Origin of the sequence: Streptomyces sp. NPDC058663 (assembly GCF_042716745.1) — a bacterium.
In the GTDB taxonomy this organism is placed as follows: domain Bacteria; phylum Actinomycetota; class Actinomycetes; order Streptomycetales; family Streptomycetaceae; genus Streptomyces.
Genome location: NZ_JBHXRV010000030.1, coordinates 67,919 through 93,053 on the forward strand (window position 1 = coordinate 67,919; position 25,135 = coordinate 93,053).

The window sequence follows — 25,135 nt, forward strand, 5'->3', positions numbered from 1 at the left end:
GGCAACCGGTCCAGGCCGCCGCCTCCTGCCGATGTCCTGCCCCGGCGTCCTACTTCTTCGGCTCCTGGAAGCGGCCGAACATCTTTGTCAGGGCGCCCAGCGGCGACCCGTCGGCCTTGGGCCTGGCCGGTGCCGGGACAGCGGGCCGGGGCACCCCGTCGCCCCCGTTGACCTCGGCCAGCGCGGCATGCGCCGCCTCGGCGGCCTCCCGGTACCGGTCGCGGGAGACCGTCATCGCCTCCAGCGCGTCCGCGTAATGGGTGACCATGTGCTGGGCGTGAGCCAGTTCCTCGTCGGGTGTGAGCAGGTGCCAGCCCTGGCGCAGCTGGGTCAGCGCCTGCTCGGCCTCGGCCGACAGCACCTGCGGAAGGGCCGCGAACTCCTTGATCCTGTCGAGGAGTTCGGTCGGAGTGGAACCGTCCAGGAAGACATTGCGCACGGTGAAGCGTTCCGCGTCCTCGCCCGCGCTGCGCGTCGCCGTGGGCAGTACGACGGCGCCGCCGCGCGGCAGTCGCACGCTGAGCTCCCGCTTCACGGCGAAGTCGGCGATCTGCGCCTGTTCGGGGGTGGCCCTGTGCTCGACCACCTGGTGGCGCAGACTCGGCGGCAGGAACGCCGAGACCGGCCGCTGCCCCAGCGCGTCCGGTGTCATCGCCTCGTGCACCACGAGGTGGAGGTACCAGCTCTGCCGGGTGCATTCGCGCAGCCGCAGTCTGAGGTCGTCGTCGTCCTTCGGCAAGTGGTTCGTCGCCCGCAGCCGCACGCCCGTCACCGCCGTGTCGTGGTCCCAGGCGATCCGGTCGCTGTCGGGCCAGAACATGAGCGCGGGCGAAGGCCAGTACGCGTCCCAGCTCTGCTCCGCCTCGGCGGCGAGCACCCAGGCCACGCCCTCGCCCTCCTTGCGCCGCCCCGCGGGGTCGAACGTCGTCAGCTGCGCACGCACCGTCACGTCGTCGCCCACGCGCCAGCGCGCCTCGAAGAGCCGGCGTGCCGAAGGTCCGGGGTCGGCGGATCCGTCGCGAGGATGCATGGCGGTGGAGCGGGCCGCCTCGACGGGATCCAGTTCCAGGAAGTCGTCGAGCACACCCGCGGCCCGCAGGGCGATCAGGTTGCGCCGGACGTCCTGCTCCGGCTCGGGGCCGGGATGGCGCCCGCGCGCCAGCCACGCGGTGGCGGGGACGGTGGTCGTGGAGCTGCTGTTTTTCGCCATGGAGTCGTTCTGTGAGGGGGCGGGGCCCGACCAGTATGCGCCGTGCACCCGTCAGGGGAAGCAGCGCCCCGGCCGCGGCGGCACCGCGTACCTACCCCGGTTCCGGGAAACGACTCCCCCCGAAGGAGCGAGGGCCCACGGGCTCAGCGCACCGGGTACTTCTTTCAGGCCAAGTGGTACTTCCGCGTGGGCGGCCGGGTGGTACGGCAGAGGTGGAGGGGGCCGCCCACCGGGGGCCCCCTCCACATGTCCGTGCAAGTGCTTCGGTCAGTCGGACCGCCTCAGGAGGACGGCGTCCGGTGAGCGCGGGCCACTGCCGCCCCGATGGCGTCCGCCATCCGGGCCGTGTGCGGCGGACGGACGATGCCGTAGTGCGTGGTGTCGAGCACCTCCGCGCCTTCGACGAGCGTCAGCACTGCCTTCCACTGCACGAGTTGACCGTCGGGGGAGCCGAGACCGGGGAAGCCCTCCACCGGCCGGTTCGCCAGCCACAGGTGCGTCGGCGTGTCCGCCAGTTGCGGCGGGGAGTGCCGGGACATGGCCGCGAGGTTCGCCCGGCAACAGCGTGCGAGCCGTTCGGCGTACGCGCGCACCGCGGGACTCTGCGCCTGGGCCGTCCCCGCCCCGTTCTGTCCGCCGCCGTGTGCCAGCTCCTGCAGGAAGACCGCCTCGATTCCCTCCTCGTCGTACGAGAGGAAGCGCGGCGCCGCGTCCGGCGGCGGCGGGTCCAGCAGATGGAGCCCCTCGGCCGGGCGGCCCGCCGCCTCGGCCTCGGCGGCCATGGCGTGCGCCACCCAGGCGCCGAACGACCAGCCGGCCAGCTGCCACCGCCACGGGCCGTGCGGGAAGCGCTCCTGAAGTGCCGCGCGGTACCGGCCGGCGCGACCGGCCAGGGACCGGGCCCCACCGGACGAGGGCTCCTGGGTGCCGTCGCCCCGCAGTGCGGGATCGGCGATCAGGCAGACCGTCAACGCGGGGTCCAGGGCCGACACCAGGCTCCGATAGGCCTGGATGTCCCCGCCGACCGGATGCACCAGGCACACCAGATCGTCCCCGGAGCCCTCCTGCCACACTTCCAGCACGACCCGGTCCTGGCCCTCCGCGGACTCTCCAACCCGGTTGCCCCGGGACCCCGAAGGCTCACCGGACCGGTCCTGGGACCCCGGGGGCTTCCCGCCCCGGGCACCGGACTCCAGGGGTGCCGGGCGGTCCGGGGCGACGACCGGCGGACGCCATGCCCGCGCAAGGATTTCGTTGAGGCTCACGCGATGGCTGAGGTGGGCGAGCTCGATGCTGATTCCGTACTCGTCCTCGACCTTGGTGATGAGATCGATCATGGTCAGGGAGTCGGCGCCGTAGTCGTACAGGCTGACCTCGGGGTCGAGCTCCGCCGGGGCGAGCCCCAGCCACTGGCACAGCCAGTTCAGAAGCCTGGCGGCCGGGTCGGCACCGGTGCCGGGTGCGGAACCGGCGGAGGTGCTCGGGACGGGGGTGTGTGCGGAGGCGGACGCGGCCTGCGGCGCCGGAGCCGCGTAGAAGACGGGAGCCCGGTCGACGGCCGTTGCCGACACCATGAGGTGGGGCAGGGGGAGCCGCAGGGCCCGGGCGAACAACCGCTGTCCCTCCGCCGCCGTCAGACCGACCGACAGATGGGCCTGGTGGCGGGCGTCCGTGTGCAGGGCGCGCTCCGCCATGCCTCCCTCGCGCCAGATGTCCCAGCCGATGGAGAGCCGCACCGTGGACTCGTCCGCCGCCGGGGAGTACCGGGCGAAACCGTCGAGCAGTCCGTTCGCGGCGGCGTAGTCGAACTGGCCGACGCCTCCGAACAGCGCGGACATCGACGAGCAGTACACCGCGAAGGCCGGCCGGTGACGCGTGATCAGCTGCTCGACCAGCAGGGCGCCGTGCAGTTTGGCAGCCGTCGTCGCGGTCATCGCGGCGGCGTCACGCCGGACCAGCAGGCCGCCGCCCGCCACGCCCACTGCGTGCACCACCCCGTCGATCCGCGGCGCGCAGCCCTCCAGCCGGGCCAGTACGGTCTCCGCGGTGGCCGTAGCCAGATCGGCCTCGACCAGATTGACCCGGTCCGACCAGGCATCCAGGTCCTGCGGCAGGCGGGCGTGCCGTGCCACCAGCACGACCCGGCAGTCCACCTCCGTGAGCAGGTGCGCCGCGAGTGCCCGGCCGATGCCGCCGGTACCGCCGAGGATCACGTACGTCGCCCGGGCGCCGGGCACTCCGCCGGGCGGCAGCGCGGACAGTGGCCGCTCAGGCGGCAGCCGGGTGGACGGGGACGCCTCGACGGGCAGCAGCGGAGACGGCCCGGCCTCCCCGGAACCGGACACCGGCAGCAACGCCTGACGCCACCAATACCCCTGCCGGAGCGCGATCCGGCGCTCCGGCGCGGGAGTCCCGCCCAGCGTCCCAGCAGTCTCCGACGATCCGCCCTCCCCGTCCGGCACTGCCCCGGCGAGCAGTCCCGCCACCAGGGGGGACCACCGGGACAGTTCGCCGTCCGGCAGATCGAGCCACCGGCCGTCGACCTCGCACTCCTGGCCCGCCACCGCTGCCGCTCCCGCCAGCAGCCCCAACTCCGGCCGCAATACCGGACCTTCGACCGGCTGAGCACCGTAGGAAAGCCACCAGGGCCGCAGGCGCAAGAAGCCGGGGAAACCGGCCGCCGCCCGCAGCAGAGCGGCCGGGGCGTCCAGGCAGGCCCACCGCGCCCGCGCGAGAGCGGCCGCGTCGACCGGACCCCGGGCGGCGAGCGGCAACGCGTGCAGCCAGTCGACACTTCCGCCGCCCGTCCCGCCTTCGCCCGTCCCGCCCTCGCCCGTCCCGCCCTCGCCCGTCGCGGGCAGCAGGGCGTCGAGCAGCAGTCGCAGCGAGCCGGGATCGGCCGGGTCCACCGCGTACAGGTCTTCGCCCAGCCGCCCGAAACCGTCGGCGGCCACCGCCTGAACCACCCGGTCGTACACCGCCTCGAACGACAGCAGCGCCCCGGGCGGCAGCGGCTCGGCCGTCACCGCCACCAGCAGCGCACCCGCACGCGGTACGGCGCGGGTGGTGGCGCGGCTCAGCCGTACCCAGTGCGGCTGGTGCAGCCACCGGGACTCCTCGACCCGCTCGGGCCATGCACCGTCCAGGGCCTCGCCGTCGCGCGGGGCGCCACGCTCGAAGTCGTACTCGGCCAGGGCGAAGGCGGGAGGCGGGAAGTCCCAGGGGGCCTGCGCCGGGCCCGTCCCCCGGTCGACCGCACGGCCCGCGAGCCAGGCCGAGACCTCATCGCCGTCCGCTCCGGAGCCGGTCGCGAGCGCCGACGCGCCGGCCCGCTGGGTGCCGCTCTCCGCGATCAGGGGCATGCCGGCCTCTGCGCCTCCTGCCGCGTCGGCGGGCTGTGTGCCACCCTCCGCGACCGTGCGCAGCCAGGTCACCGCCGCCGAAGCGTCGTCGCAGACCACGGCCACCCGCCAACGGTGTGACGGCCGCCCGGCCCGCAGATGGCGCAACACCTGGTCGTACGTGCCGGGACTGGCTTCAAGGTGGTCGGCGATGCGCGCGGCATCCTCGCGCAGCGCCCGCGGGCTGCTGCTGGAGAGCAGCAGACAGCGGGACTGGGCGGTCGACCGGCTTTTGTGCGGCTCGGGCGCGGCCCACGCGCCGCCACCCTCCGGCGGTACGCCCGGGGCCTCCTCCACTATCGCGTGCGCGTTGGTCCCGCCGATACCGAAACTGCTCACCGCGGCCACCCGCGGCCTGCCGGACGGCCAGGGTGCCGCCACGGTCGGTATGGAGAACGGGGCCGCGTCCCTACCGATCTGCGGGTTGAGCCTGCGGAAGCCCACTTGAGGTGGGATCACGCCGTGGTGGACCGCCAGCACGGCCCGTACGAGGCCGACGATCCCCGCAGCCGCTCCCAGGTGGCCGATCTGGCTCTTGACCGAGGCCAGCGCACAGCGATCCGCCCCGGCCGGGCCGAATGCCTGGCGCAGTGCCCCGACCTCGACCGGGTCGCCCAGCGGGGTGCCGGTGCCGTGCGCCTCCACGTATCCCAGGTCGGCGCCGGTACGGCCGCTGCGGCGCAGTGCGGCCCGGATCACCTCGCGCTGACCGGGCAGCGAGGGCGCGCTGTAACTGAGTTTGGCGGAACCGTCGTTGTTCACGGCGGAGCCGCTGAGCACCGCGTACACGGTGTCGCCGTCCCGCCGGGCGAGACGCAGCGGCTTGAGAACGACCACGCCCACCCCGCTCGCCCCGATGGTTCCGCTCGCGTCGTCGCTGAACCCGCGGCAGTGTCCGTCCGCGGAGAAGATGTGCCCGCTGCGGTGCGGATAGCCGTCCGTCAGCAGCGTGTCGACGAGCACTCCGCCCGCCAGCATCACCTCCGCGTCGCCCTGCCGCAGCAGCCCCGCCGCCACATGGACCGCCACCAGCGAACTCGCACAGGCGGCCTGGAGGGTGAACGCGGGCCCGGAGAGGCCGAGGTGATAGGCGACCTTGGTGGTGAGGAAGTCCTTCTCGTGGTGCAGAGCCAGCTGGAATCCGTCGGGGAGCCGCTCGGGATCCCCCTCCCGCAGCAGGGACTGGAAGTACGTGTTCTCGCCACAGCCCGCCACGAGTCCGATCGGCCCGCGCCGAGTCCTCTGCCGTCCGCGAGGCTCGTCACTCTCCCCTCTCTCCTCCTGTCCTTCCTGCGGTGCGATCCCTGCGTGGGCCAGCGCCTGGACGCAGCTCATCAGCAGGTGGCGCTGCTGCGGGTCCATCAGACGGGCCTCCTGCCGGCTGATGCCGAAGTGCTCCGGGTCGAACGACAGCAGCCCCGACATCTGACTGCGCGCCCCGACCAGCCCCTCGGCCGCGTCGAAGTGCTCCACGCCGCTGCCCCCGGTGCGTACCAGCTCCCAGAAGGCGGCCAGATCATCGGCACCGGGGACCCGAACCGCCATGCCGACCACGGCGATCGGCTCAGCGCCGGTCACGTCCGGAGCGCCGGCTGCGGGACATGACGGCTCGTCACTCACGGCGCTTCCCGCAATGTGTTGTTGGTCCAGGTAGGCCGCGAGACGGCGGACGGTCACGTGCTCGAAGAGGTCCGGTATGGAGAACTTCAGGTCAGGCTCCGCCGTACAGCGCAGATGGAATCGCATCAGGCCGAGGCTGGTCGCACCCGCATCGAAGAAGCGCTCGTCCGGCCCCACGGGCAGCCCCAGCACCGCCTCGAACAGCTCCGTGAGCCGGGCCTCGCGCGCCGACAGCACCGGCCGCACAGAAACGTCGGCGTCTGCTCGCGAGCGGAGCTCCTCGCCCGGCGCGTCGAGCGCGCTCCGCCGGTCCAGTTTGCCGCTCGGCGTGAGGGGCAGCCGTGCCAGCACGCGGAAGCGGTCGATCCGCACGTACGGGGGGAGCAGCGGCGCCAGATGCCGGACCAGCTCCTCGTGGTCCGGCGCCCGGGCGCCGTCACGCAGCTGCACGCAGGCGACGAGCCGCGCGCGCGAGCGCTCCTGCGCCGTTCCGCCCTGCTCCTTCTCCTCCCGTACGACCACCGCGTTGACGATCTGTTCGTGCTGGAGCAGGGCGGCCTCGATCTGGCCCAGTTCGAGGCGGTGGCCGCTCAGTTTGATCTGCTGGTCGTCGCGGCCCCGGTAGTGCAGGAGGCCGTCCTGGTCGAAATGCGCCAGGTCGCCGCTGCGGTAGAAGGTGCCCTGCCCCGGCAGGGTGACGAAGCGTGCTGCGTCGAGGGCGGGGTCGTCCAGGTAGCAGGGCGCGGCCATGGCGCCGCCGATGAGGAGGTGCCCGGGGCGCCCCGGCGGCAGCGGCAGGCCGGCGTCGTCGACGACACGCAGCCAGGCCCCCGCCACGGGGCTGCCGATGGCCGGACGCTGCGGCCAGCGGGCCGGGTCGCCCTCCAGACACAGGCTGCTGACCACATGGGTCTCGGTCGGCCCGTAGTGGTTGAACAGCCGGGCGCCGGGCATCCCCGAGAACCAGCGGGTGATCGCGTCGGTACACAGCAACTGCTCGCCGGCCGTGACCACTTCGCGCAGCCGGGACGGGAAACGCCCGAGGCGCACGCCGTGCTCGGCGAGCAGTTGCAGGGCCACGTACGGCAGGAAGAGACGTTCGACGCCCGCCGATTCGAGCTGCTCAAGCAGTGCCGGCGCGTCCTGCCGCCACTGCGGACGAACCAGATGGAGGCTGCCGCCGCCGCACAGCGTGCTGAAGATCTCCTGGAAGGAGACGTCGAAGGACAGCATCGAGAACTGCTGGGTGACGGCGGGACGGCCCAGGCCCCCCGCATCCTGCTGCCATTGGATCAGGTTGCACAGGGTGCTGTCGGGCACCTGCACACCCTTGGGCACTCCGGTGGAACCCGAGGTGAAGAGTGTGTACAGCGGCCTGGCCCGGGCGCGTGGCACCGGCGCGGGAAGCACGGCGCCGTCGCCCGTCGTGTCCGCAGCCAGGACGACGGGACGCCGCGGCAGCGAGTCCCCGGCAATGTCCGCGAGGCGATCTGGACCACCGTCCCCGTCGCCGCCCGCGCCGGGCGGCACCAGGACGCAGAGCGGCCGGACCGCGTCGAGGACCTGCCGCAGCAGGGCAGGAGGGTAGGAGGGGTCGAGCGGTACCGCGGTCAGCTGGAGCCGGGCCAGCGCGAGGAGCGCCACGACGTGCTCGACCGAGGGCGGCAGATGGAGCGCCACACAGGCCGGACTCCCGTCGTCCGGGCCGGGCAGGGAAAACTCCCGGGCGAGTTCACCGGCCAACCTGGCTGCCTGGTAATCGAGTTGCCCGTACGTGAGGCTGCTGTCACCGGACACCAGGGCGGGCGCGCCGGGGGAGCGGTGCACCTGCCGGGCGAAGCCCTCGGCCACCGTCGAGAAGGACAGGGGCACCGGGTCCGCGCGGCCCGGCTCGGGCAGTCGGCTCCGGTACGCGGTGACGAGACCGGCGAGGGTGTCGGCAGGCCCGGGGGAGCCATCGGCCTCCCGGGGGTGCGTCAGGCGGTCCAGACCCGCGCGGAACAGCTCGGCCATCGCCGCCACCTCGGCGGCGTCGAAGTACCGGGCGTCGTACTCCCACAAGCAGTCGAGTCCCCCGGCCGGGCCACCGATGGCATGCGGGGCAGGGGCGTCCGTGGACCCGCCGTGCGCGATCACGGACAGGGTCAGCGGACACTTGGCGGCCGCCGGTCGCAGCCAGCGCGGCCGTATCCGGCAGCCCGGCAGCGCCAGCGCACCGAAGTCCGTGTTCTCCAGGACGAACAGGAAGTCGAACGGCGTGTGCTCGGCACTGCCACCGGCGTCGACGAGAGCATCCGCCAGTGTCACGTCCTGGCAGTCCAGGACGGCCCTGGCCCGTGCGCCGATCCGCCGCACCTGCGTGAGCAGCGGCTCGTCCGCCGCCACCTCGACGGGCAGCAGCACGGTGTTGGCGAACATGCCCACCCCGGACTCGAACTCCCGCACCGGCCGATTGGCCACCGGCCCCGCCATGCGCAGCCGGGTGCGACCGGTGACCCCGTACAGACTCCAGGCGTACAGGCCCTGGAGGATCTGGAAGCGGGTGAGCCCGAGGTCGCCGCACAGCCGGTCGAGGCCGGCGCGGTGGTCCGGGGTCAGTACCGTGTGCAGCAGCTGTCCGGCGGGTCCCGTCAGCTCCGCGGTGGTACGGACCGGCTCCAGCGGGCCCGAGGGGTGGCGTGCGGTCGTGTCGGACGCCTCCCATTCCGCGTGCAGGGCACGGAGTTGGGCACGCCTGTCGCGGTAGGCCTCGTGCGGGAACCACTCGCTCTGCCAGGCGGCGAAGTCGAGAGGGGTCGGCGCGGCCGGCGCTTCGGAGGGAGTCTCCTGCGCCCGTGGATCCCGTGCTCCCACGGCCGCGGTGTAGTCGGCCGACAGTTCGCCGAACAGGACGTTCAGCGACCAGCCGTCGACCGCGATGTGGTGCAGCGACAGCAGCAGTTCGCCACCGTCCTGCCCGTCCTGCCCGTCCTGGACGCCGGGCGAGCACTGCCCGTTCTGCCGGGGCACCCAGCACGCCCGGAGGAGTTCCGGCCGCGAGAGGTCGAAGGGGTCGGTGAAGAGCGGGGCGGTGGCGATGTCGTCGCGCGCCCCGCCCCGGGCCGCCCCGGCGGCGGGCTCGTGCCAGGGGTCGTACGGCGCGGCCACCACCTGACGCAGCCCCCCGGGTGTGGCCTCGAAGGAGGTACGGAGTGCCGGATGCCGGGCCACCAGACCGCACAGGGCATGCCGCAGCGCGGGGACGTCGACCCTGCCCGCCACGCGGAACGCCAGCGGCACCTGGTAGGCGAGGGAACCGGGGTCCTGCTGCTGGAGCAGCCACAGCCGCTCCTGTTCGGCCGTGGCGGGTCCCCAGACGGCTCCGGCGGGGGCGGCCGGTGTCGGATACGGGCTGCCGCCCGTGGAGCCACCCGGTGTGCGCCCCGCGCCGATCACGCCGGCCAGTCCTGCGAAGTCCGAGGACAGGACGAGGCCCTGCGGCAGCTCGACGCCCCAGATCCGCCGCACTTCGAAACGCAGCCGCAGGGCCTTGAGGGAATCGCCGCCGACCGCGATCCAGCGGTCCGACACCCGCAGGCCCTCCACGCCCGTGACCGACGCGGCGAGGACCAGCAGCTCGCGCTGTGTGTCCGTGAGCGCGGCGGGCGCGTCCTGTTCGGCGCCGTGCGCCTCCGTGCCCCGCCAGGGCGCGTCCGTCCGGCTCAGCAGCGCGTCCCTGTCGACCTTGCCGTTCGCGTTCAGCGGCAGCTCGTCGACCAGATAGGTGTGGTGCGGGCGCATGTACGAGGGCAGCCCGTCGGCCACGTGCCGCGCGAAGTCCTCGTACGACAGCGGAGCGCCCAGCACCAGATGGGCCAGCAACTCGTTGACGCCGTGCGCGTCGCGCCGGGTGCACACGTATGCCTGCCGTACCGCGGGATGGGTGACGATGCGGCGCTCCAGCTCACCGGGCTCGATGCGGAAACCGCGCACCTTCACCTGCCGGTCGGCGCGCTCCACGTAGGAGTAGCGGCCCTCGGCGTCCCGGTGCACCAGGTCACCGGTCCGGTAGTGGCGGCGGGCCCCGCCGTCGTACCACGGCAGGGTCACGAACCGGCGCGCGCTCTCCTCGGGGAGGTTCCGGTACCCAGCAGCCAGCGCGTCCCCCGCCAGAAGGAGTTCGGCCGTCTCACCGGGCTCGGCGATCCGGCTTCCGTCGACCACCGCCAGCGCGTGAGTGCCGGGCAGCGGGCGGCCGATGGGGACCACCTCGCCGTCGAACTCCCGGGGGACGGGGTGGGACAGCGCGAACGTGGTGGCCTCGGTCGGTCCGTAGACGTTGTGCAACTGGGTGGAGCTGCCGCGGTTGTGCAGGTACCACCGCCTGATCAGCCGCGCGTTGAGCTGCTCGCCGCCCACCAGCACCTGGCCGACGCCGGAGAAGCAGTGCGGCACCTTGTCGACCACCGCGTTGAACAGCGCCGCGGTGATGAAGAGGACATCGATGTCCAGCCGCTCCAGCGCGTCCGCCAGCCCCTGGGGCTTCTGCACCGTGTCGTCGCCGAGGATCACACAGCAGCCGCCGGTCAGCAGCGGAACCCAGACCTCGAAACTCAGCGCGTCGAAGGCCGGGTTGGACGTGCAGGCGAAGCGCGCACCATCGGCCGCCACCGGCAGATATCCGGGCAGCGCGAGCCGCAGAATTCCGGCGTCCAACACCTCGACGCCCTTGGGACGGCCGGTGCTGCCGGAGGTGTAGAAGAGGAAGGAGGCACCAGGTGCACCGAAGGAACCCTGCGCGATCGGCGCTGCCGTCCCGTCGTGTGCCAGCAGTTCCCGCGCACTCAACGCGCCGACACCGTGCGGCAGTTCTGAGGCCGACGGCGCCCGGCCTTCCCCGTGCACCACCACCCTGCTCGACGAGTCGGTCAGGATGTGGCTGCGCCGGTCCGGCGGGCTCTGGGCGTCCAGCGGCACCACCACGGCGCCCGCCCGCAGGACGCCGAGCATCGTGCAGACCAGTTGCCAGGAGCGCGGCAGGCAGAGGGCGACGGCCTGGCCGGGGCGCACGCCGTAAGCGCGCAGTCCTGCGGCCACGGACGCACTGGCGGCGTCCAGCTCCGCGTAACTGAGCCGGCGGGGTCCGTCCACGAGAGCCGGTGCCGAGGGGTGGCGGCGGGCCCTGTCGAGCACGGAGGCGGCGAGGCCGGAGAGGGTGCCGGGGGTGGGGGAGAGGCCGCTCATGCCCCGGCCGCCTTTCCGGCCGACCGGTCCGCGGCGGCGGGCGGTCTGCTCTCCGTGCCGTCCGGCGTGCCCAGCTCGGCCACGATGCGCGCTGCCACCTGGGGCAGCTCCGCGGACTCCAGCATGTCCCAGTGACCGCAGGCCACCGGCTCGACGGCGCAGGCGCCGCCCGTACGCCGCTGCCAGAAGTCGCGCACCTGACGCAGTTCCTCCGGCGTCGCGCCCTCGGTCGCCTGCATCAGGACGGTCCTGGCCCTCGTCGCGGCGGCCACATGGCCGACGGTGGTCATCCGGTTGTGGTTGTAGAGGTGGAAGTACTGCTCGATCTGCGCGTCGTCGATGCCCGGATACATGCCGTTGAACTTGATCAGCTTGTCCCGGAACTCCGCCATGTCCGCGGGCACGACCTGTGTGCGCGCCTGCGGATCGTCGGTGCCCGGCGTGTCGAGGAGCACCACGCTCAGCCCTCCGCGGCCCGCCTCGGCCAGTCGGCGCCCCATCTCGTGCGCGACCAGCCCACCGTACGAAAGGCCTGTGAGGACCACCGGCCCCCCGGAAGCGAGCAACGGCCCGAGGAGAGCGAGGTACGAGTCGGCCATGGCGTCGACCGTGGGCAGGAACGCCTCTCCGGGGTTGACCCCGGGCGACTGGATGCCGTGGACGCCGACCGCATCGGGCAGTGCCTTGGCCAGCGAGAGATAGCAGAAGGCGGTGCCGCCCGCCGGGTGCACGCAGACGACCGTGGCACGGCCGTCACCCGGCCGGAAGGTCAGGAGGTTGCTCGGCGGCGCACCGTCCGCACCCCGGCGCAGCCGTCCGCCGAGCTCCTCGATGGTCGGGTGCAGCAGCAGGTCCCGGACCGGCAGCGACTGCCCGAACTCCTCGCGCACGGCATGGGCCAGTTTGATCGCGGAGAGGGACGTTCCGCCGATGTCGAAAAAGCTGTCCCGAATGCCTATGTCGGGGTGCAGCAGCAACCGCTGCCATATCTGATACAGGGTCAACTCAATGTGGTCGCGCGGGCTTTCCTGGTTGACCTGGGCGGGGCGGGCGGCCCGGGAGAGGCCGAGCACGGCAGTGCGGTCCAGCTTTCCGTTGGAGGTCTGCGGCAAACTCGGCAACTCGACGAAGAACGCCGGGATCATATGGCTCGGCAGCCGCCGGGCGAGCGCGGCCCGCCACTGGGCGGCCGCACGCGGGACGCCACTCGCCTCCGGCCCGCCGACGGCGACGGCCGCGACGAGGTACGCCTCGCCGCTCGCGTCATGGTCGGCGAGCACCGCCGCCCCGGTCACACCCGGCTCGTCGAGCAACGCCGCCTCGATCTCACCGAGTTCGACACGGAAGCCGCGCAACTTGATCTGGTGGTCGCCGCGCCCGACGTACATCAGGTCTCCGCCGGTCAGCCACCGCACCAGATCGCCGCTGCGGTACATGCGCTCGCCGGGCACGAACGGATCGGGGACGAACCGCTCCGCGGTCAGCTCCGGACTGTTCAGATAGCCGCGTGCCAGTCCCGCACCCGCGATGTACAGCTCACCCGTCACACCGACCGCCACGGGCTCACGCCGCTCGTCAAGGACGTAGGTCCTCATGTTTGTCACCGGTCTGCCGATCGGGGCCTGCCGGGCGAGCGGCCGCGGCCGCAGGTAGGCGGTGCAGTAGAGGGCGGTCTCGGTCGGCCCGTAACCGTTGAGCACACGCAGCCCCGGCAGCGCCTGCTCCATCCGGTACAGGCTCTCCTCGGGCAGCGGCTGCAGCCCGGTGCGCACACACCGCAGCGCCAGCCCGCGCAGCCGCTCCTCGGGCGCCTCGCAGATCCACTTGACGAACGCGGGCGGCAGCAGCACGTCCACGATCCGGTGCTCGGCCAGCCACCCCATCAGCGCCTCGGGATCACTGCGCACATCGTGCGGTACGAGATGCAGCACGCCGCCGGTGGTCAGGGGCAGCAGGAGCTCCTGGACCGAGGCGTCGAAGGAGAACGAGGGCCACATCGCGGACGGCAGCCCAGGCGTCGCGCCGAATTCCGCCAGCCAGTGGTCGAGGAGGTTGAGGATGCCGCGGTGGGTGGCGGCCACCCCCTTCGGCCGGCCGGTCGAACCCGAGGTGTAGATCACGTACGCCAGATCCTGAGGCCGGGCGGCAGCCCCGGGGAGGGGGACTCCCGCAGGCGCGGCGGCTTCCGGAGGCACGGCGGTTTCGGCCAGCGGCGCGGGTTTGGGCATCGGGGCGGTTTCCGGAGCCGCCGGGCCCCGGGCCGCGCTCTCGGCCTCCAGGTCTTCCAGCGACAGCCAGCCGTCCTGAGATGCGGCGCAGTTGCTCAGCACCAGGGCCGCACCGGAATCCGCCACCATGTCCGCCAGCCGCTCCGCGGGCAGTGCGGGATCCAGTGGGAGGTACGCCCCGCCCGCCTTGAGCACACCCAGAATGCCGACCAGCATGTCCACGGAGAGGTCCGTGTGGAGAGCGATCACCCGGTCGGTGCCCACACCCCGGGAGACCAGGGCGCGCGCCAGCCGGTCGGCGCGCAGGTTCAGGGTGGCGTAGTCGAGCTGCTCGCCCCGGTGCACCACCGCGATCTGCTCGGGGCGCGCGCGTACCTGGTCCTCGAAGCGTTCGACCAGACCGGCCCCGTTGCCTGCCCGTGCGGTGCCGTTGAACCCTGACACCACCTCCTGGCGCTCCTGCGGGTCAAGGAGCGAAAGCTCCCGGGCGAGCCGGCCGGGGGAGCCGGCCATCTCGCTCAGCACCTGGCGCAGGTGCCGCACGTACCGCTCGGCGGTCGTCGCGTCGAACAATGCCGCGGCGAAGCCCAGGGTTCCGGTGATACACCCCTGTCGCATCCCCAGAGTCAGCGTGAGGTCGAACTTTGCTGGCGCATAGGGTATGTGACGTTCCGTCAGTTCCAGGCCCGGCAGCTCCCAGCCGCCTTCCTCCTCGGTGTCACGCCAGGCGAACATCACCTGGAACAGCGGGGTGCGCGCCAGGGACAGGGGCGGTCTGACCAGGGCGAGGACTTCCTCGAAAGGGAGCTCCGCGTGTTCCTTGGCACAAAGCGTCACTCTCCGCACCCGTCCGACCAGCTCGGCGACGGTCGGTTCGCCGGAGAGGTCCACGCGCAGTGCCGACGTGTGGGTGAAGTGTCCGATCAGAGCGTCCCACGGGCCGCGTGCACGGCCGGCGGAGGGCGACCCGACCACCACCTCCTCCTGCCCGGAGTGCCGCGACAGCACCACGGCCCAGCCCGCGAGCACGGCCTCGGAGACGGAGCAGTGATGCCGGTCGGCGAACTCCACCAGCGCCGAGCCGAGTTCGGGATCGAAGCGAACGGGTACCTGCCCGCCCCGGTAGTCCTGCTCGGCGGGTCGCGGCCGGTCGGTCGGCAGTTCCAGCAGCTCGGGCACCCCGGCGAGTGCCTGCTGCCAGTAGGCGCGTGAGGAGTCGGCTGCGACGCCCTCGTCCAGCCAACGCCGCTGCTCCGTGACGTAGTCGGAGTACTGGCGGGCAAGCGCGGGCACTGCGGCCGAACCGTCAGGGTGCGTGCCGTCCGGCCGGACGGCCGGCGGGCTGAAGGAGGCGTACAGCGCGCCGAGTTCCCGCCGCAGCACCTCCAGCGAGCGCGCGTCCGCCGCCACCTCGTGCAGCGTCAGGAGCAGTACGTGACGGTCCTCGGCGAGCGCCACCAGACAGCCCCGTAGCGGCGGGTCCGCCGCCAGGTCGAAAGGCGCCTCGGCGAACCCTCTTTCCAACACCGCGAGTTGTTTCTCGGCCTCCGGGTGTGCCGTCAGGTCGCGCACCGGAAGCGGGAAGCCCGTCCCCGCCGGGTCGATCTCGCGGCGGGGTGCACCATCCGCCACGACCAGCCGGGTGCGCAGCACCTCGTGCCGGGCGACCAGCATGTCGAGCGCACGGCCCAGTGCCGACCTGTCGAGCTCCCCGCGCAGCTCCACGGCCAGGGGCAGGTGGCAGGCCTCGCCCGCGCCCTGGATCTGGGCCAGGAACCACAGCCGCCGCTGTGCGCAGGACAGCGGTGCGACGGGGCTCCCGGCAGGGCCCGCGGCGGGACGGCGCCGGATTTCGGACAGGGAAGGGCGGGACTTCGGGTTCGCGGTCAAGGCCAACTCTTCTACGTAGCGGGAGCCGCCGTCGGCCGTACGAACGCGAAGCGATAGCCACACCGTCGACCGGTCCGGCCTTCCACCGGATCATGATCAACGCTTGCGATCCTGTCAACAGTCCCCGTCACTGCCCGGCGTGAGCCCCGCCCGTGGGTGCGGGCGGGGTCCAGCGACGGGTGCGGGACGGTGCGGACGACACCCCGTAGTCCTTCTTCAGCTCCTCGGGGATGGCGTAGTGCATGACGCGCCCCCGCGTCAGTGAGGACAACTCGAAGACCGACACGAGGTGGCCGAGGCGGTCCAGGGCCCAGGCGCCGAAGGGGGAGTGGTCCTCGATCGTCTCCAGGACCCCGAGCAGGTGGGGGACGGCCTTGACGACGGTGTCGAACGGGGTGCGGGGCACTTCCAGCCACTCCGCGCAGGTGTCGCCGACGAGGTGGCGGATGAGGGCGGAGACGATCGGATCCAGCACGGTGCCGGGCACGACTTCCTCGTAGAGGTCGATGAGCTGCCGGGTGAGCTGCACGCCCTCCGCGGACGGCCCCATGTGCCGGAGCATGTACAGGTCGAGGAAGCGGCGGGCGTCCTGGAGGTCCCGGGGCACCGCAGTCTGGTCGACGCCGAGCATGGCGCCCACCACGCGCCAGGCGTAGTAGTAGGCCTCCGCCCCCTCGGTAGACATGTGGATGCCCAGCCGGTGCAGGCTGTCCAGGACGAGCAGGGAGAAGAACATCTGCCCGCCGATCATGTCCTCCTGACAGATCGGCACCCCCAGCGAATCCGCGTCCCAGCGGTCCTCGCGGCGGAGGTGATGCCTGATGGAGGCGTGCAGCAGCCGGACCTTCTGCGCGGCCGGAATGAAGCGGCTGCCCGCCTCGAAGGCATCCGGCTGCATCAGGTAGACCGTGAACTGGCCGGTCTCCGCCATCCGCTTGGAGGGGTAGTTCAGCCCGTGCGACGCCGACAGCAGCTTCGCCACGTGCGGGACGACGTAACAGGCGGGCATGGAGGCGAAGGAGAGCGCGGTCGAGATGTGCACGTTGTTGTCGATGAAGAAGAGCCGGGCCCTCTCCATTTCCTCCCAGTCCACCCAGTCCGGGGGCACACTCGTGGCTTGCAAGTACTCCCGGGCCACGTCCGGCAGACCGTCGGGCAGGGGCGTGCCGACGGTGGAGACGTACCGCATCAGGGCGTTGAACTTGCCCACCTCCCCGCGCTCGAAGAGTGTGGCGACCGTGGCATCGGCGAGTTCGTCGCCTGCCTGCCGCAGTGCGTCCATGGAGGCCTCGGTCCGGCTCATGGCGGTACTCCTTCTCCAGTGAAGTCTTCGGTGATTCCGGTGATTCCGGATGTTCCGGTGCGGGCGGTGCCCGTGGTGTCGGCCGTGCGGGCGGAACTCGTGGTTGGCGTCCGTACGGGCGGTACTTGCTGTGTCGGCCGTGCGTGCGGTGCTGCGCGTGCGGACTCTCAAGACCTGCGGACCGCCGCCGAGTGCGCCAGTGCGGTGAGCGCCCCGGCCGCCGCCGGGGGCATGCTGAGCTCGTCGAGCGCGCGCAGCGACTCCTCCACGCGTACCGCGATCAACTCCTCGACGCGCTCCGGCGCCCGCAGTCGGCGCATCACTTCCCGCACCGCCTCCGCCGACCCGCCCCGGCCCTCCAGGCCGTCCCCGCTGTCCCGGCACTTTCCGCCGAACAGCTCCCCCAGCAGCCCGCGCTCCTCCTCCCCGGCCAGCCGCCAGGTCTCCGCGAGCAGGACGGTGGGCCGTCGGCCGTGCACGTCGTCGACGTCGGCCTTCCCGGTGAGCGCCGGATCACCGAACAGGCCGAGGAGATCGTCCCGCAGCTGGAACGCCTCGCCCAACGGCAGCCCGTACGCCGAGAATCCCTCGCGCAGCCGCTCACTCGCCCCGGCGAGCGCGCCCCCGATCAACAGGGGCTGCTCCACCGTGTACTTGGCGGTCTTGTACCGGACGACCTTCAGCGAGGCCGCCGTATCGGGTTCGGCTCCGGTGTGCAGGATCTCCAGGCACTCGCCCGCCACCAGCTCCCGGGCGAGCGCCGCCCAGAGGGGGCGGGCCCGGCCCAGATAGGCGGCCGGCAGTCCGCTGGTCACGAACAGCTGCCCGGCGAGCGACATCAACAGGTCCCCGACCAGCATGGCCAGGGACCGGGCCGCCGCACCGGGCCGGGGATGCTGTGCCACGGCGGCGCGCAGCGCCATGTGCGCGGTGGGCCGGCTGTGGCGCAGGGGGCTGTCGTCGATCAGATCGTCGTGCACGACCGCGGCAGCGTGCACCAGTTCCATGGCGGCGGCCGCCCGCAGCAGGGCGTCGCTGTCCGGCTGCCCCGCCGCCCGCCAGCCCCAGTAGCAGAACGCCGCGCGCAGCCGTTTGCCGGTCGCGGCGGCCTCTTCGAGCTCCTGGGCCACCGGCCCCAGCGCGGGGTCGATCTCCGCCAGCAGGTCGCTCTCCCGCAGGACGAATCCGCGGAGCACCTCGTCGACGCGCGCCCGGAAGCCGGCCGCCTCCCACATCTCAGCGGTCATCGACGGCCCGCCTGGCCAGCGACTGCTGGGCGAGCGTCTCCAGGTACGCGGGCGGTGCGGCCGCGTACCTGTCGAGTACGAGGCGTCCGCGCGCCATCAGGTCCCGCTCGGCCTCCGTCGCGAGCGCGGCGGCGTCCGAACGCCGCATCAGCCCGCGCGCGGCCCCGAGCGCCGAGCCCGCCGTGCGCACGGCGAGGTCCGCCAGCCCGACCGCCAGCAGCACCACGTGGCCGTCCGGGCCCGCCTGGTCTTCCGTGTTCCGCGTCATGTCCACCCTCAACCCGTGGCGCACCGGTCGCGCACCGCTCGGCCCAGCGTCGGGCCGCGACCGCGGTGGCAGCAGGCGAACTCACCAACGAGTGATCACTTCGCTGGCGCGTACTAACCTGGTCAAAGTTGACTAGACGGGGCTGGGCGGGAAACGAGGTGTGCGGATGTCGGCAATCCGGCTGCTGGTGCTGGGGGCCGTGCGGCAGCACGGTCGGGCGCACGGCTATCAGGTCCGCAACGACCTGGAGTACTGGGGTGCCCACGAGTGGTCCAATGCCAAGCCGGGGTCGATCTACCACGCGCTGAAGCAACTGGCCAAGCAGGGCCTGCTGTTCGCGCACGAGGTCGCGCCGAGTGCGGTTGGCGGGCCGCCCAGGGTCGAGTACGAGATCACGCCGGACGGCACGGAGGAGTTCCTCGAGCTGCTGCGCGCGTCCCTGACCGCGTACGACCAGAAGACGGACATGCTCTCGGCCGCCCTGGGGTTCATCGTCGACCTGGAGCGGGACGAAGCGGTCGCCCTGCTGGAGGAGCGGGTGCGCGGCCTCCAGGCCTGGCGGCGGGCCGTCACCGAGCACTACACGCCCGAGAGCGGCCCCGAATCCCTGGGTCACATCGGCGAGATCATGCACATGTGGGTGCACTCGGCTGACGCGGGCGCCGAGTGGACGCAGGGGCTCATCGAGCGGATCAAGGGCGGAGCGTACTCCTTCGCGGGCGAGGGCGGTGAACCCTTCGTGGGGGTGCTCGCCGATGGCCAGGTGAACCCGTACGCGGACAGCTGAGTCCCCGGGCGCAGGGGGCCCGGCGCTCGGGCGGCTCACGCTAATCAAGTTTGACTAGCGTCGAAGAACGGTGTACCTTCGCGGTCGTAGTCAAGTTTGACTAATTGGGGTGGAGGGGCTGCATTGACCGACGCGTTGGTCGTCGAAGGAGTACGCAAGCGCTACGGGAGCAAGGTCGCCCTGGACGGTCTCGACCTGACCGTGCGGGCCGGCGCGGTGTTCGGGGTGCTCGGGCCCAACGGGGCGGGCAAGACCACCGCCGTACGCATCATGACCACCCTGCTGCGCGCGGACGAGGGCCGGGTGCGGGTCGCCGGGTACGACGTGCGCAAGGAGCCCGCGCAGGTGCGGCGGCGGATCGGGCTGCTGGGCCAGCACGCCGCGCTGGACGAGGAGCTGAGCGGCCGGCAGAACCTGGAGATGTTCGGCAGGCTCTACCACCTGGGGGCCCGCGGGGCCGGGGCGCGGGCCGACGAACTGCTCGCCAGGTTCGGCCTCGCGGACACCGGCCGCAAGGCGGTCAAGCAGTACAGCGGAGGCATGCGCCGGCGGCTTGACCTCGCCGCCTCGCTCCTCACCGATCCGGACGTGCTGTTCCTGGACGAACCGACCACAGGGCTCGACCCCCGCGGCAGGGCCGAGGTGTGGGGAGCGGTGCGCTCGCTCGTCGGGGGAGGCACCACCGTTCTGCTGACCACCCAGTACCTGGAGGAGGCCGATCAGCTGGCCGACCGCATCGCGGTCATCGACGGCGGGGGAGTCATCGCCGAGGGCTCGGCGGACGAGCTCAAGGCGAAGGTCGGCGGCGACCGCATCGACATCGTCCTGCACGACAGGTCCCAGCTCTCCACCGCCGCGGCCCTGCTGGGCTCCGGCGCCTCGGTGGACGAGGACCGGCGACTGGTGAGCGCACCGGTGGTCGACCGCATGGCGGCCCTCACCACGGTCGTCCAGGCGCTGGCCGGGGCCGGGATCGTGGCCGAGGACATCGCGGTGCGCAGGCCGACGCTGGACGAGGTCTTCCTGCATCTGACGAACGGTCCGGCGCAGGACGCGACCGCGGCGACGAAGGCCCGGACGAAGGAGGACGTGTGATGTCCGCAGGTTACGCGCTGTCCGACTCCTGGACCCTCACCCGCCGCGAACTCGCCCACTGGGCACGGCAGCCGGTCCAGGTGGTGGTGGGCCTGGTCTTCCCCGTGATGCTGCTGCTGATGTTCGGCTTCCTGATGGGCGGTGGAAAGGGCCTGGCGGGGGAGTACGTCGACTTCCTCGTCCCGGGCATGCTCGCGCTGACCATGGTCTTCGGGCTCGACGCGACGATGCTCGCGGTCACCCAGGACCTGAACAGGGGAGTCGTCGACCGCTTCCGCTCCATGCCGATGACGTCGGGCGCGGTGCTGGTCGGCCGGAGCGTCGCGGACATGCTCCAGTCCGCAGTCGGCCTGGCCGTGATGATCGCAGTGGGATACGCGGTCGGCTGGCGCTGGCACGGCGGCCCGGCGGCCTTCCTGGCAGCCGTGGGGCTGCTGCTCCTGCTGCGGTTCGCGATGCTGTGGCTCGGCATCCAGCTGGCGATGGTGGCGGGCAAGCCGGAACTGGTGCAGGCGGTGCAGATCCTGGTCTGGCCGCTGGGCTTCCTGTCCAACGCCTTCGCGGTGCCCGAATCCATGCCGGCCTGGCTGGGGGCGGCCGTGGAGTGGAACCCGCTGTCGGCGACGGCGACGGCGGTGCGCGAGCTGTTCGGCAACCAGACGGGGGCGGCGACCTCCTGGGCCGCCGAACACGCCGGGCTGCTGGCGGTGGCCTGGCCCGTCCTGCTGATCGCGGTCTTCTTCCCCCTGGCGGTCCGCCGGTTCGCCCGTCTCAGCCACTAGCACGCCCGCGTGGAGCCACTGCCCCGAGGCAGCGGTTCCACGCGGACGCAGCGGCACCTGTGGCGTGGCCGGTCAGCGGGTGGCGGCCATGCGCGCCGAGGGACGGGGCGTCGCTGTCCAGAACGAGTTCGCTGTCCGCGCACCCACCGTGCGAGGCCGGTGCACGCGGCACGTCGAGCAGCCGTACCCAGAGCCGGCCGCCGGGCCCGGCCAGTCCCGGCGGCCGAGAGATGAATCCTTTTCGCCCACCGCCGCCTCTCGTACCCGTACCGGCCGCCCGGGCCGGTGGATGTGGGAGGAACACACCATGATGACGGTGATCATCGCCGTGGCCGCCGGCCTGCTGATCTGCCTCTGTACCGTGACGCTGCTGAAGCGCAGGAGCCGCAGCCGTGGCTGACGCGCGCCGCTCACCGCGGCAGACCTTCGGACACGGGTGGGGCACATGAACCGCAGTCACCGCTGGCCGGACGACCGGCTGATCAGGGCGGCCCAGGACGGCGACATCCCCTCGCTGACCACCGTGGTCATGGAATCGCAGCCCCACGTGCGCCGGTTCGCGCGTTCGCTGTGCGCGACACCGCAGGATGCCGAGGACGCCGCCCAGGAAGCGATGATCATCCTCTACCGGAAGATCGGCACGCTCCGTGCCTCCGGGGCGCTCGCCTCCTGGATGTACCGCATCGTGCGCAACGAATGCCTGCGCCAGCTGCGGTTGCTCGCCTCCTCGACGTCCCCCGCCGAGGAGGCCGACGGTGAGCCAGTGCCCTCCGCGGAGAAGTCGGCCCTGCGGCGCCTGGACGCCGAGCGGGTCGCCGTCGCCGTCGGCAGCCTGCCCCGCGACCAGCGGCAGGTGCTGATCATGAGAGACGTACAGGGATACCCGGGCCATTACGTCGCCAGGTCGCTCGGTCTGAGCAACCCGGCCATGAAGTCGAGACTCCACCGGGCACGAGCCGCCCTGCGTCAGGTGCTGGCGGCCGGCGAGGAAGCAACCGAAGGAGAGGGCCGGTCATGAAGACCGCCGACGTCGACAAACCGGACCGCTCGGCCCCCGACTTCGCCAGTGCCTCCGTCCCGAGGCACCTGGTGCGCGGGCTGCTCGGCTTCGGGCTGATCATCGGGTCGATCGCCCTGGTGCCCGTCGCGGGCCCCGTCACCTTGCTGGCCGCGCCTCTGGGACTTGTGGCCTTCAGAGGATGCCCGACCTGCTGGCTGATCGGCCTCGCCCAGACCGTCTCCCGAGGCCGCCTGGAGCGTGCCTGCAAGGACGGCGCGTGCACCTTGACCAGGGCGGCACCCGCGCCCTGACGAGGGCAGCACCCGCGCCCTGACCGGGGCGCTGCCTGGCGCTCCGGCCGTCCTGCCCGCCGGGGCACACCACTGACATGGCCCCGCCGCCACCGTTTCCGGCGGCAGCGGGGCCGTTCACGTCGCTGCGGGGCACACCTGCGCTACGGGGCACTCACCGCTGTCGCGCCGGCACCCCGGCTCTGCACGGGGAGGGGGGACTCCTGCGGCGCGGCACCGGCGTCCGGGCCCGTGGCGGACCACCGGCCGTCCGCTCGCTGTTCGGCCAGCCCGCAGCGGGACAGTCCGTCCAGATGCTTGGCGACGGTGCGCGCCGTGAAGCCGACCGCCTCACTGAGGGCCTCCGTCGTGGCCCCCTGATCCCTGCCGTCGCGCAGACAGTCCAACGTGCGCTGCGCGTGCCGGCTCAACCCGTCGACGGGCGGCAGGGCGGCCTCGGCGGTGGTTCCCGCGGCGTCCGCCGGCGGCCGTGCGGCGACGACGGGACTCCGCTCGGCCAGCGGCTTGCGGGCTGTGCGGTCGGTGCGCCGGTCGGCGGGGGTCACGGGACGGGGAGTCCGGTTCACCCGACGGTGCTTGCGGCCCTTCTGCTTGCGCTTGCTGCTCGTACGGCTCAACACGATCTCCTTCGGTGTACGAACGGTCACTCGATTCAACGAGGCAGTCCGCGCGGGGAGTCGACTGTTGACGCACCTTTTTGCACAGTCACCGAACCGGGTCAACGCCCGGCGACCGAGCGGCAGCCGCCGGAACGCGGCCGCGGAAGGGTGAGCGTCACGGGCCGCGTCGCGGTCCGGCGGACAACTCGATGGCGGACCTCGGGAGTTGCGCCTGACAGAATGTCCGACATGTTGAGTTCTGTGAAATCCGAGGCCGCACTCCGGCGGTCCGCACGCATATCTGTCGACGTACTACTGGTGCTGGTGATGGCCGCGGTGGCCCTCTGGCTTGTAGGCCGGATGTGGTCGGTGGTGTGGCCGGTTGTCGTTGCCCTGCTCCTCACCACGCTGACCTGGCCGCTGGCGCGGCTCCTGCGCGGGCGCGGCTGGCGGCCCGCCCTGGCCGCTTCCCTGGTGACCGTGCTCTTCCTGCTGGTCTTCCTCGGCACCGTGGCGCTGATCGCGGTACCGGTCGCTTCCCAGTCGGGGCAGTTGGCCGACGGAGTGGTCTCGGGCCTCCAGCAGCTGCGCGAGTGGGCCGCCGGGCCGCCACTGAACATCGGCGACGACCAGATCAGCAGCGCCTTCGACTCGGCGGTCGAGCGCATCCAGAACAGTGCCGGCACCATGGTCACCGCCTTCGGCACGGGCGTGAGCACGGTGGTGAACGGCCTGGTCACCGCGGTGCTGGCGCTCTTCCTGATGTTCTTCTTCCTGAAGGACGGCCCGCGCTTCCTGCCGTGGCTCGCCCGGCAGCTGCCCGGCCGCCTCGCCACCGACGTCCCGGCCGTGGCCGAGAGCTGCTGGGCCACGCTGGGCACCTTCGTCCGCTCCCAGGCGCTCGTCGGCCTGCTCGACGCGGTCTTCATCGGCATCGGTCTGTGGGTGCTCGGGGTGCCCCTGGTGCTGCCGCTGGCGGTGCTGACATTCGTCTCCGCGTTCGTGCCGATCGTGGGTGCCTTCTTCGCCGGCTTCGTCGCGGTGCTCATCGCGTGGGTGTCCAACGGCCCGACGGACGCGCTGATCGTGCTCGCCATCATCGTCGTGGTGCAGCAGCTGGAGGGCAACGTCTTCCAGCCGATGATCCAGAGCCGTGGGCTCGGGCTGCACGCGGCGGTGGTGCTGATGGTGGTGGTACTCGGCGGAAATCTCGCCGGGGTGGTCGGCAGCCTGCTCGCCGTACCGGCGGCCGCGCTGGCCGCGGTGATCTGGGCGCACATCCGCTCCCGGCTGGGCGAGGCGGAGGTGCCGGCGGACACCGCGGGCGCGCCGGAAAACGACGGAATCGCGGCCCCGGGCCACGGGGCGGTCTGACGGAGGCCTCAATGCCGGTGGGCCGGCCCCGGGGAAGCGGGGCCGGCCCACCGGCAGGCTGATACATGCGCGCGGTCGATCCGCGAGACGTGCGGAACGTCCTCAGTCCTTGAGCGCGTCCTTGGCCTTCTCCTTGGCCTTCCGGGCGTCGCCCTTGGTCTGCTCGCCGCGGCCTTCGGCCTTCAGGCGCTCGTTGCCCGTGACCCGGCCGGCCGTCTCCTTGGCCTTGCCCTTGGCCTGCTCGGCCGTGGCCTGTGCCTTTTCGTCCGCTGCCATCACAATCAACTCCCTGAATTCGTTCTCTTTGGGGCTTCGACGGGGGCTTCGCTGCCCTCAGTCCGTCGCTTGTCCCCGATGGAAGATCTAAAACAGCGAATTGCAAAAACTTTCGTATGCTGGTGTGAGAAGCAAAAGACCGACGGAATGCGCTTTCCCGAAGTTCCTCCGGTAAACGGGCCCAACGACAGGTGTACGGGGTACCGGACCGGGCAATCGGTGGCTCGGAGGTTGATGACCATGGTTCCCCTGCTTCTCGTCCTTCTGCTCGTACTGATCCTCTTCGGCGCGGGATTCGCCGTCGAGGCCCTGTGGTGGATCGCGATCATCGTGCTCGTGCTGTGGCTGATCGGATTCCTCGCCAGGCCCAAGGGCGGGAACGCCCGCTGGTACCGCTGGTAAAAGACGCAGCTGAACGGAGCTGCCGACGGCGGGGGACCCGGCCAGGCCCCACCCCCCGGGGCGCCCCCCCCCCCCCCCCCCCCGCCGGGCGCCGCCCCCCCGGCCCGCGACCCACCCCC

The 25,135-nt window shown here is 72.3% G+C and carries 15 protein-coding genes; 7 read left to right on the forward strand and 8 right to left on the reverse strand.

Annotated elements, in window-relative coordinates:
* Positions 1 to 49: 49 nt before the first annotated feature.
* From ACFWVV_RS22320 to ACFWVV_RS22345, 6 genes are all read right to left on the reverse strand, one after another.
* The gene (locus ACFWVV_RS22320) at positions 50 to 1,210 is read right to left on the reverse strand and encodes a hypothetical protein (protein ID WP_384354331.1); all 1,161 of its coding nucleotides are present in this window, start codon (positions 1,208 to 1,210) and stop codon (positions 50 to 52) included.
* Positions 1,211 to 1,491: 281 nt separating this feature from the next.
* On the reverse strand, positions 1,492 to 11,454 hold the full coding sequence (locus tag ACFWVV_RS22325) for an amino acid adenylation domain-containing protein (protein WP_384354329.1): 9,963 nt from the start codon (positions 11,452 to 11,454) through the stop codon (positions 1,492 to 1,494).
* Positions 11,451 to 15,572 (reverse strand): amino acid adenylation domain-containing protein, encoded by a 4,122-nt coding sequence (locus tag ACFWVV_RS22330; protein ID WP_384354327.1) that lies wholly within the window; start codon positions 15,570 to 15,572, stop codon positions 11,451 to 11,453. Before ACFWVV_RS22330 ends, ACFWVV_RS22325 begins: the two co-directional genes overlap by 4 nt.
* A 127-nt stretch (positions 15,573 to 15,699) precedes the next feature.
* Positions 15,700 to 16,875, reverse strand: a complete 1,176-nt coding sequence (locus tag ACFWVV_RS22335) for an oxygenase MpaB family protein (protein ID WP_384354325.1) — start codon at positions 16,873 to 16,875, stop codon at positions 15,700 to 15,702.
* Positions 16,876 to 17,042: 167 nt separating this feature from the next.
* Positions 17,043 to 18,122 carry a polyprenyl synthetase family protein gene (locus tag ACFWVV_RS22340; RefSeq protein ID WP_384354323.1) on the reverse strand — a complete coding sequence of 360 codons (1,080 nt, stop codon included), beginning with the start codon at positions 18,120 to 18,122 and terminating at the stop codon, positions 17,043 to 17,045.
* Entirely contained in the window at positions 18,112 to 18,390 is a 279-nt protein-coding gene (locus ACFWVV_RS22345) for a polyprenyl synthetase (RefSeq protein ID WP_384354321.1), read from the reverse strand. The genes ACFWVV_RS22340 and ACFWVV_RS22345 overlap by 11 nt, the downstream gene beginning before the upstream one ends.
* A 166-nt stretch (positions 18,391 to 18,556) precedes the next feature.
* Here ACFWVV_RS22345 and ACFWVV_RS22350 point away from each other — a divergent pair, with 166 nt between their 5' ends.
* From ACFWVV_RS22350 to ACFWVV_RS22370, 5 genes are all read left to right on the forward strand, one after another.
* Positions 18,557 to 19,177, forward strand: a complete 621-nt coding sequence (locus ACFWVV_RS22350; RefSeq protein WP_384354319.1) for a PadR family transcriptional regulator — start codon at positions 18,557 to 18,559, stop codon at positions 19,175 to 19,177.
* A 123-nt stretch (positions 19,178 to 19,300) separates the two neighbouring features.
* Complete coding sequence (locus ACFWVV_RS22355; protein ID WP_384354317.1) at positions 19,301 to 20,272, forward strand: ATP-binding cassette domain-containing protein; 972 nt, start codon at positions 19,301 to 19,303, stop codon at positions 20,270 to 20,272.
* Complete coding sequence (locus ACFWVV_RS22360; RefSeq protein WP_384354315.1) at positions 20,272 to 21,054, forward strand: ABC transporter permease; 783 nt, start codon at positions 20,272 to 20,274, stop codon at positions 21,052 to 21,054. The genes ACFWVV_RS22355 and ACFWVV_RS22360 overlap by 1 nt, the downstream gene beginning before the upstream one ends.
* 445 nt (positions 21,055 to 21,499) lie before the next feature.
* Entirely contained in the window at positions 21,500 to 22,072 is a 573-nt protein-coding gene (locus ACFWVV_RS22365) for an RNA polymerase sigma factor (RefSeq protein WP_384354313.1), read from the forward strand.
* Entirely contained in the window at positions 22,069 to 22,365 is a 297-nt protein-coding gene (locus ACFWVV_RS22370) for a hypothetical protein (protein ID WP_384354311.1), read from the forward strand. Before ACFWVV_RS22365 ends, ACFWVV_RS22370 begins: the two co-directional genes overlap by 4 nt.
* A gap of 143 nt (positions 22,366 to 22,508) precedes the next feature.
* Here ACFWVV_RS22370 and ACFWVV_RS22375 read toward each other — a convergent pair whose 3' ends face one another.
* Positions 22,509 to 22,982: a winged helix-turn-helix domain-containing protein gene (locus tag ACFWVV_RS22375; RefSeq protein WP_384354309.1), complete on the reverse strand. Its 474-nt coding sequence runs from the start codon at positions 22,980 to 22,982 to the stop codon at positions 22,509 to 22,511.
* A gap of 222 nt (positions 22,983 to 23,204) precedes the next feature.
* Here ACFWVV_RS22375 and ACFWVV_RS22380 point away from each other — a divergent pair, with 222 nt between their 5' ends.
* On the forward strand, positions 23,205 to 24,338 hold the full coding sequence (locus ACFWVV_RS22380; protein WP_384354307.1) for an AI-2E family transporter: 1,134 nt from the start codon (positions 23,205 to 23,207) through the stop codon (positions 24,336 to 24,338).
* A 102-nt stretch (positions 24,339 to 24,440) separates the two neighbouring features.
* On the opposite strand, the gene ACFWVV_RS22385 is transcribed toward ACFWVV_RS22380, so the two are convergent.
* Positions 24,441 to 24,614, reverse strand: coding sequence for a CsbD family protein (locus ACFWVV_RS22385; protein ID WP_384359065.1), 174 nt, complete (start codon positions 24,612 to 24,614; stop codon positions 24,441 to 24,443).
* A 240-nt stretch (positions 24,615 to 24,854) separates the two neighbouring features.
* On the opposite strand from ACFWVV_RS22385, the gene ACFWVV_RS22390 reads away from it, so the two are divergent.
* The gene (locus tag ACFWVV_RS22390) at positions 24,855 to 25,016 is read left to right on the forward strand and encodes a DUF5670 family protein (RefSeq protein WP_384359063.1); all 162 of its coding nucleotides are present in this window, start codon (positions 24,855 to 24,857) and stop codon (positions 25,014 to 25,016) included.
* Positions 25,017 to 25,135 lie beyond the last annotated feature (119 nt).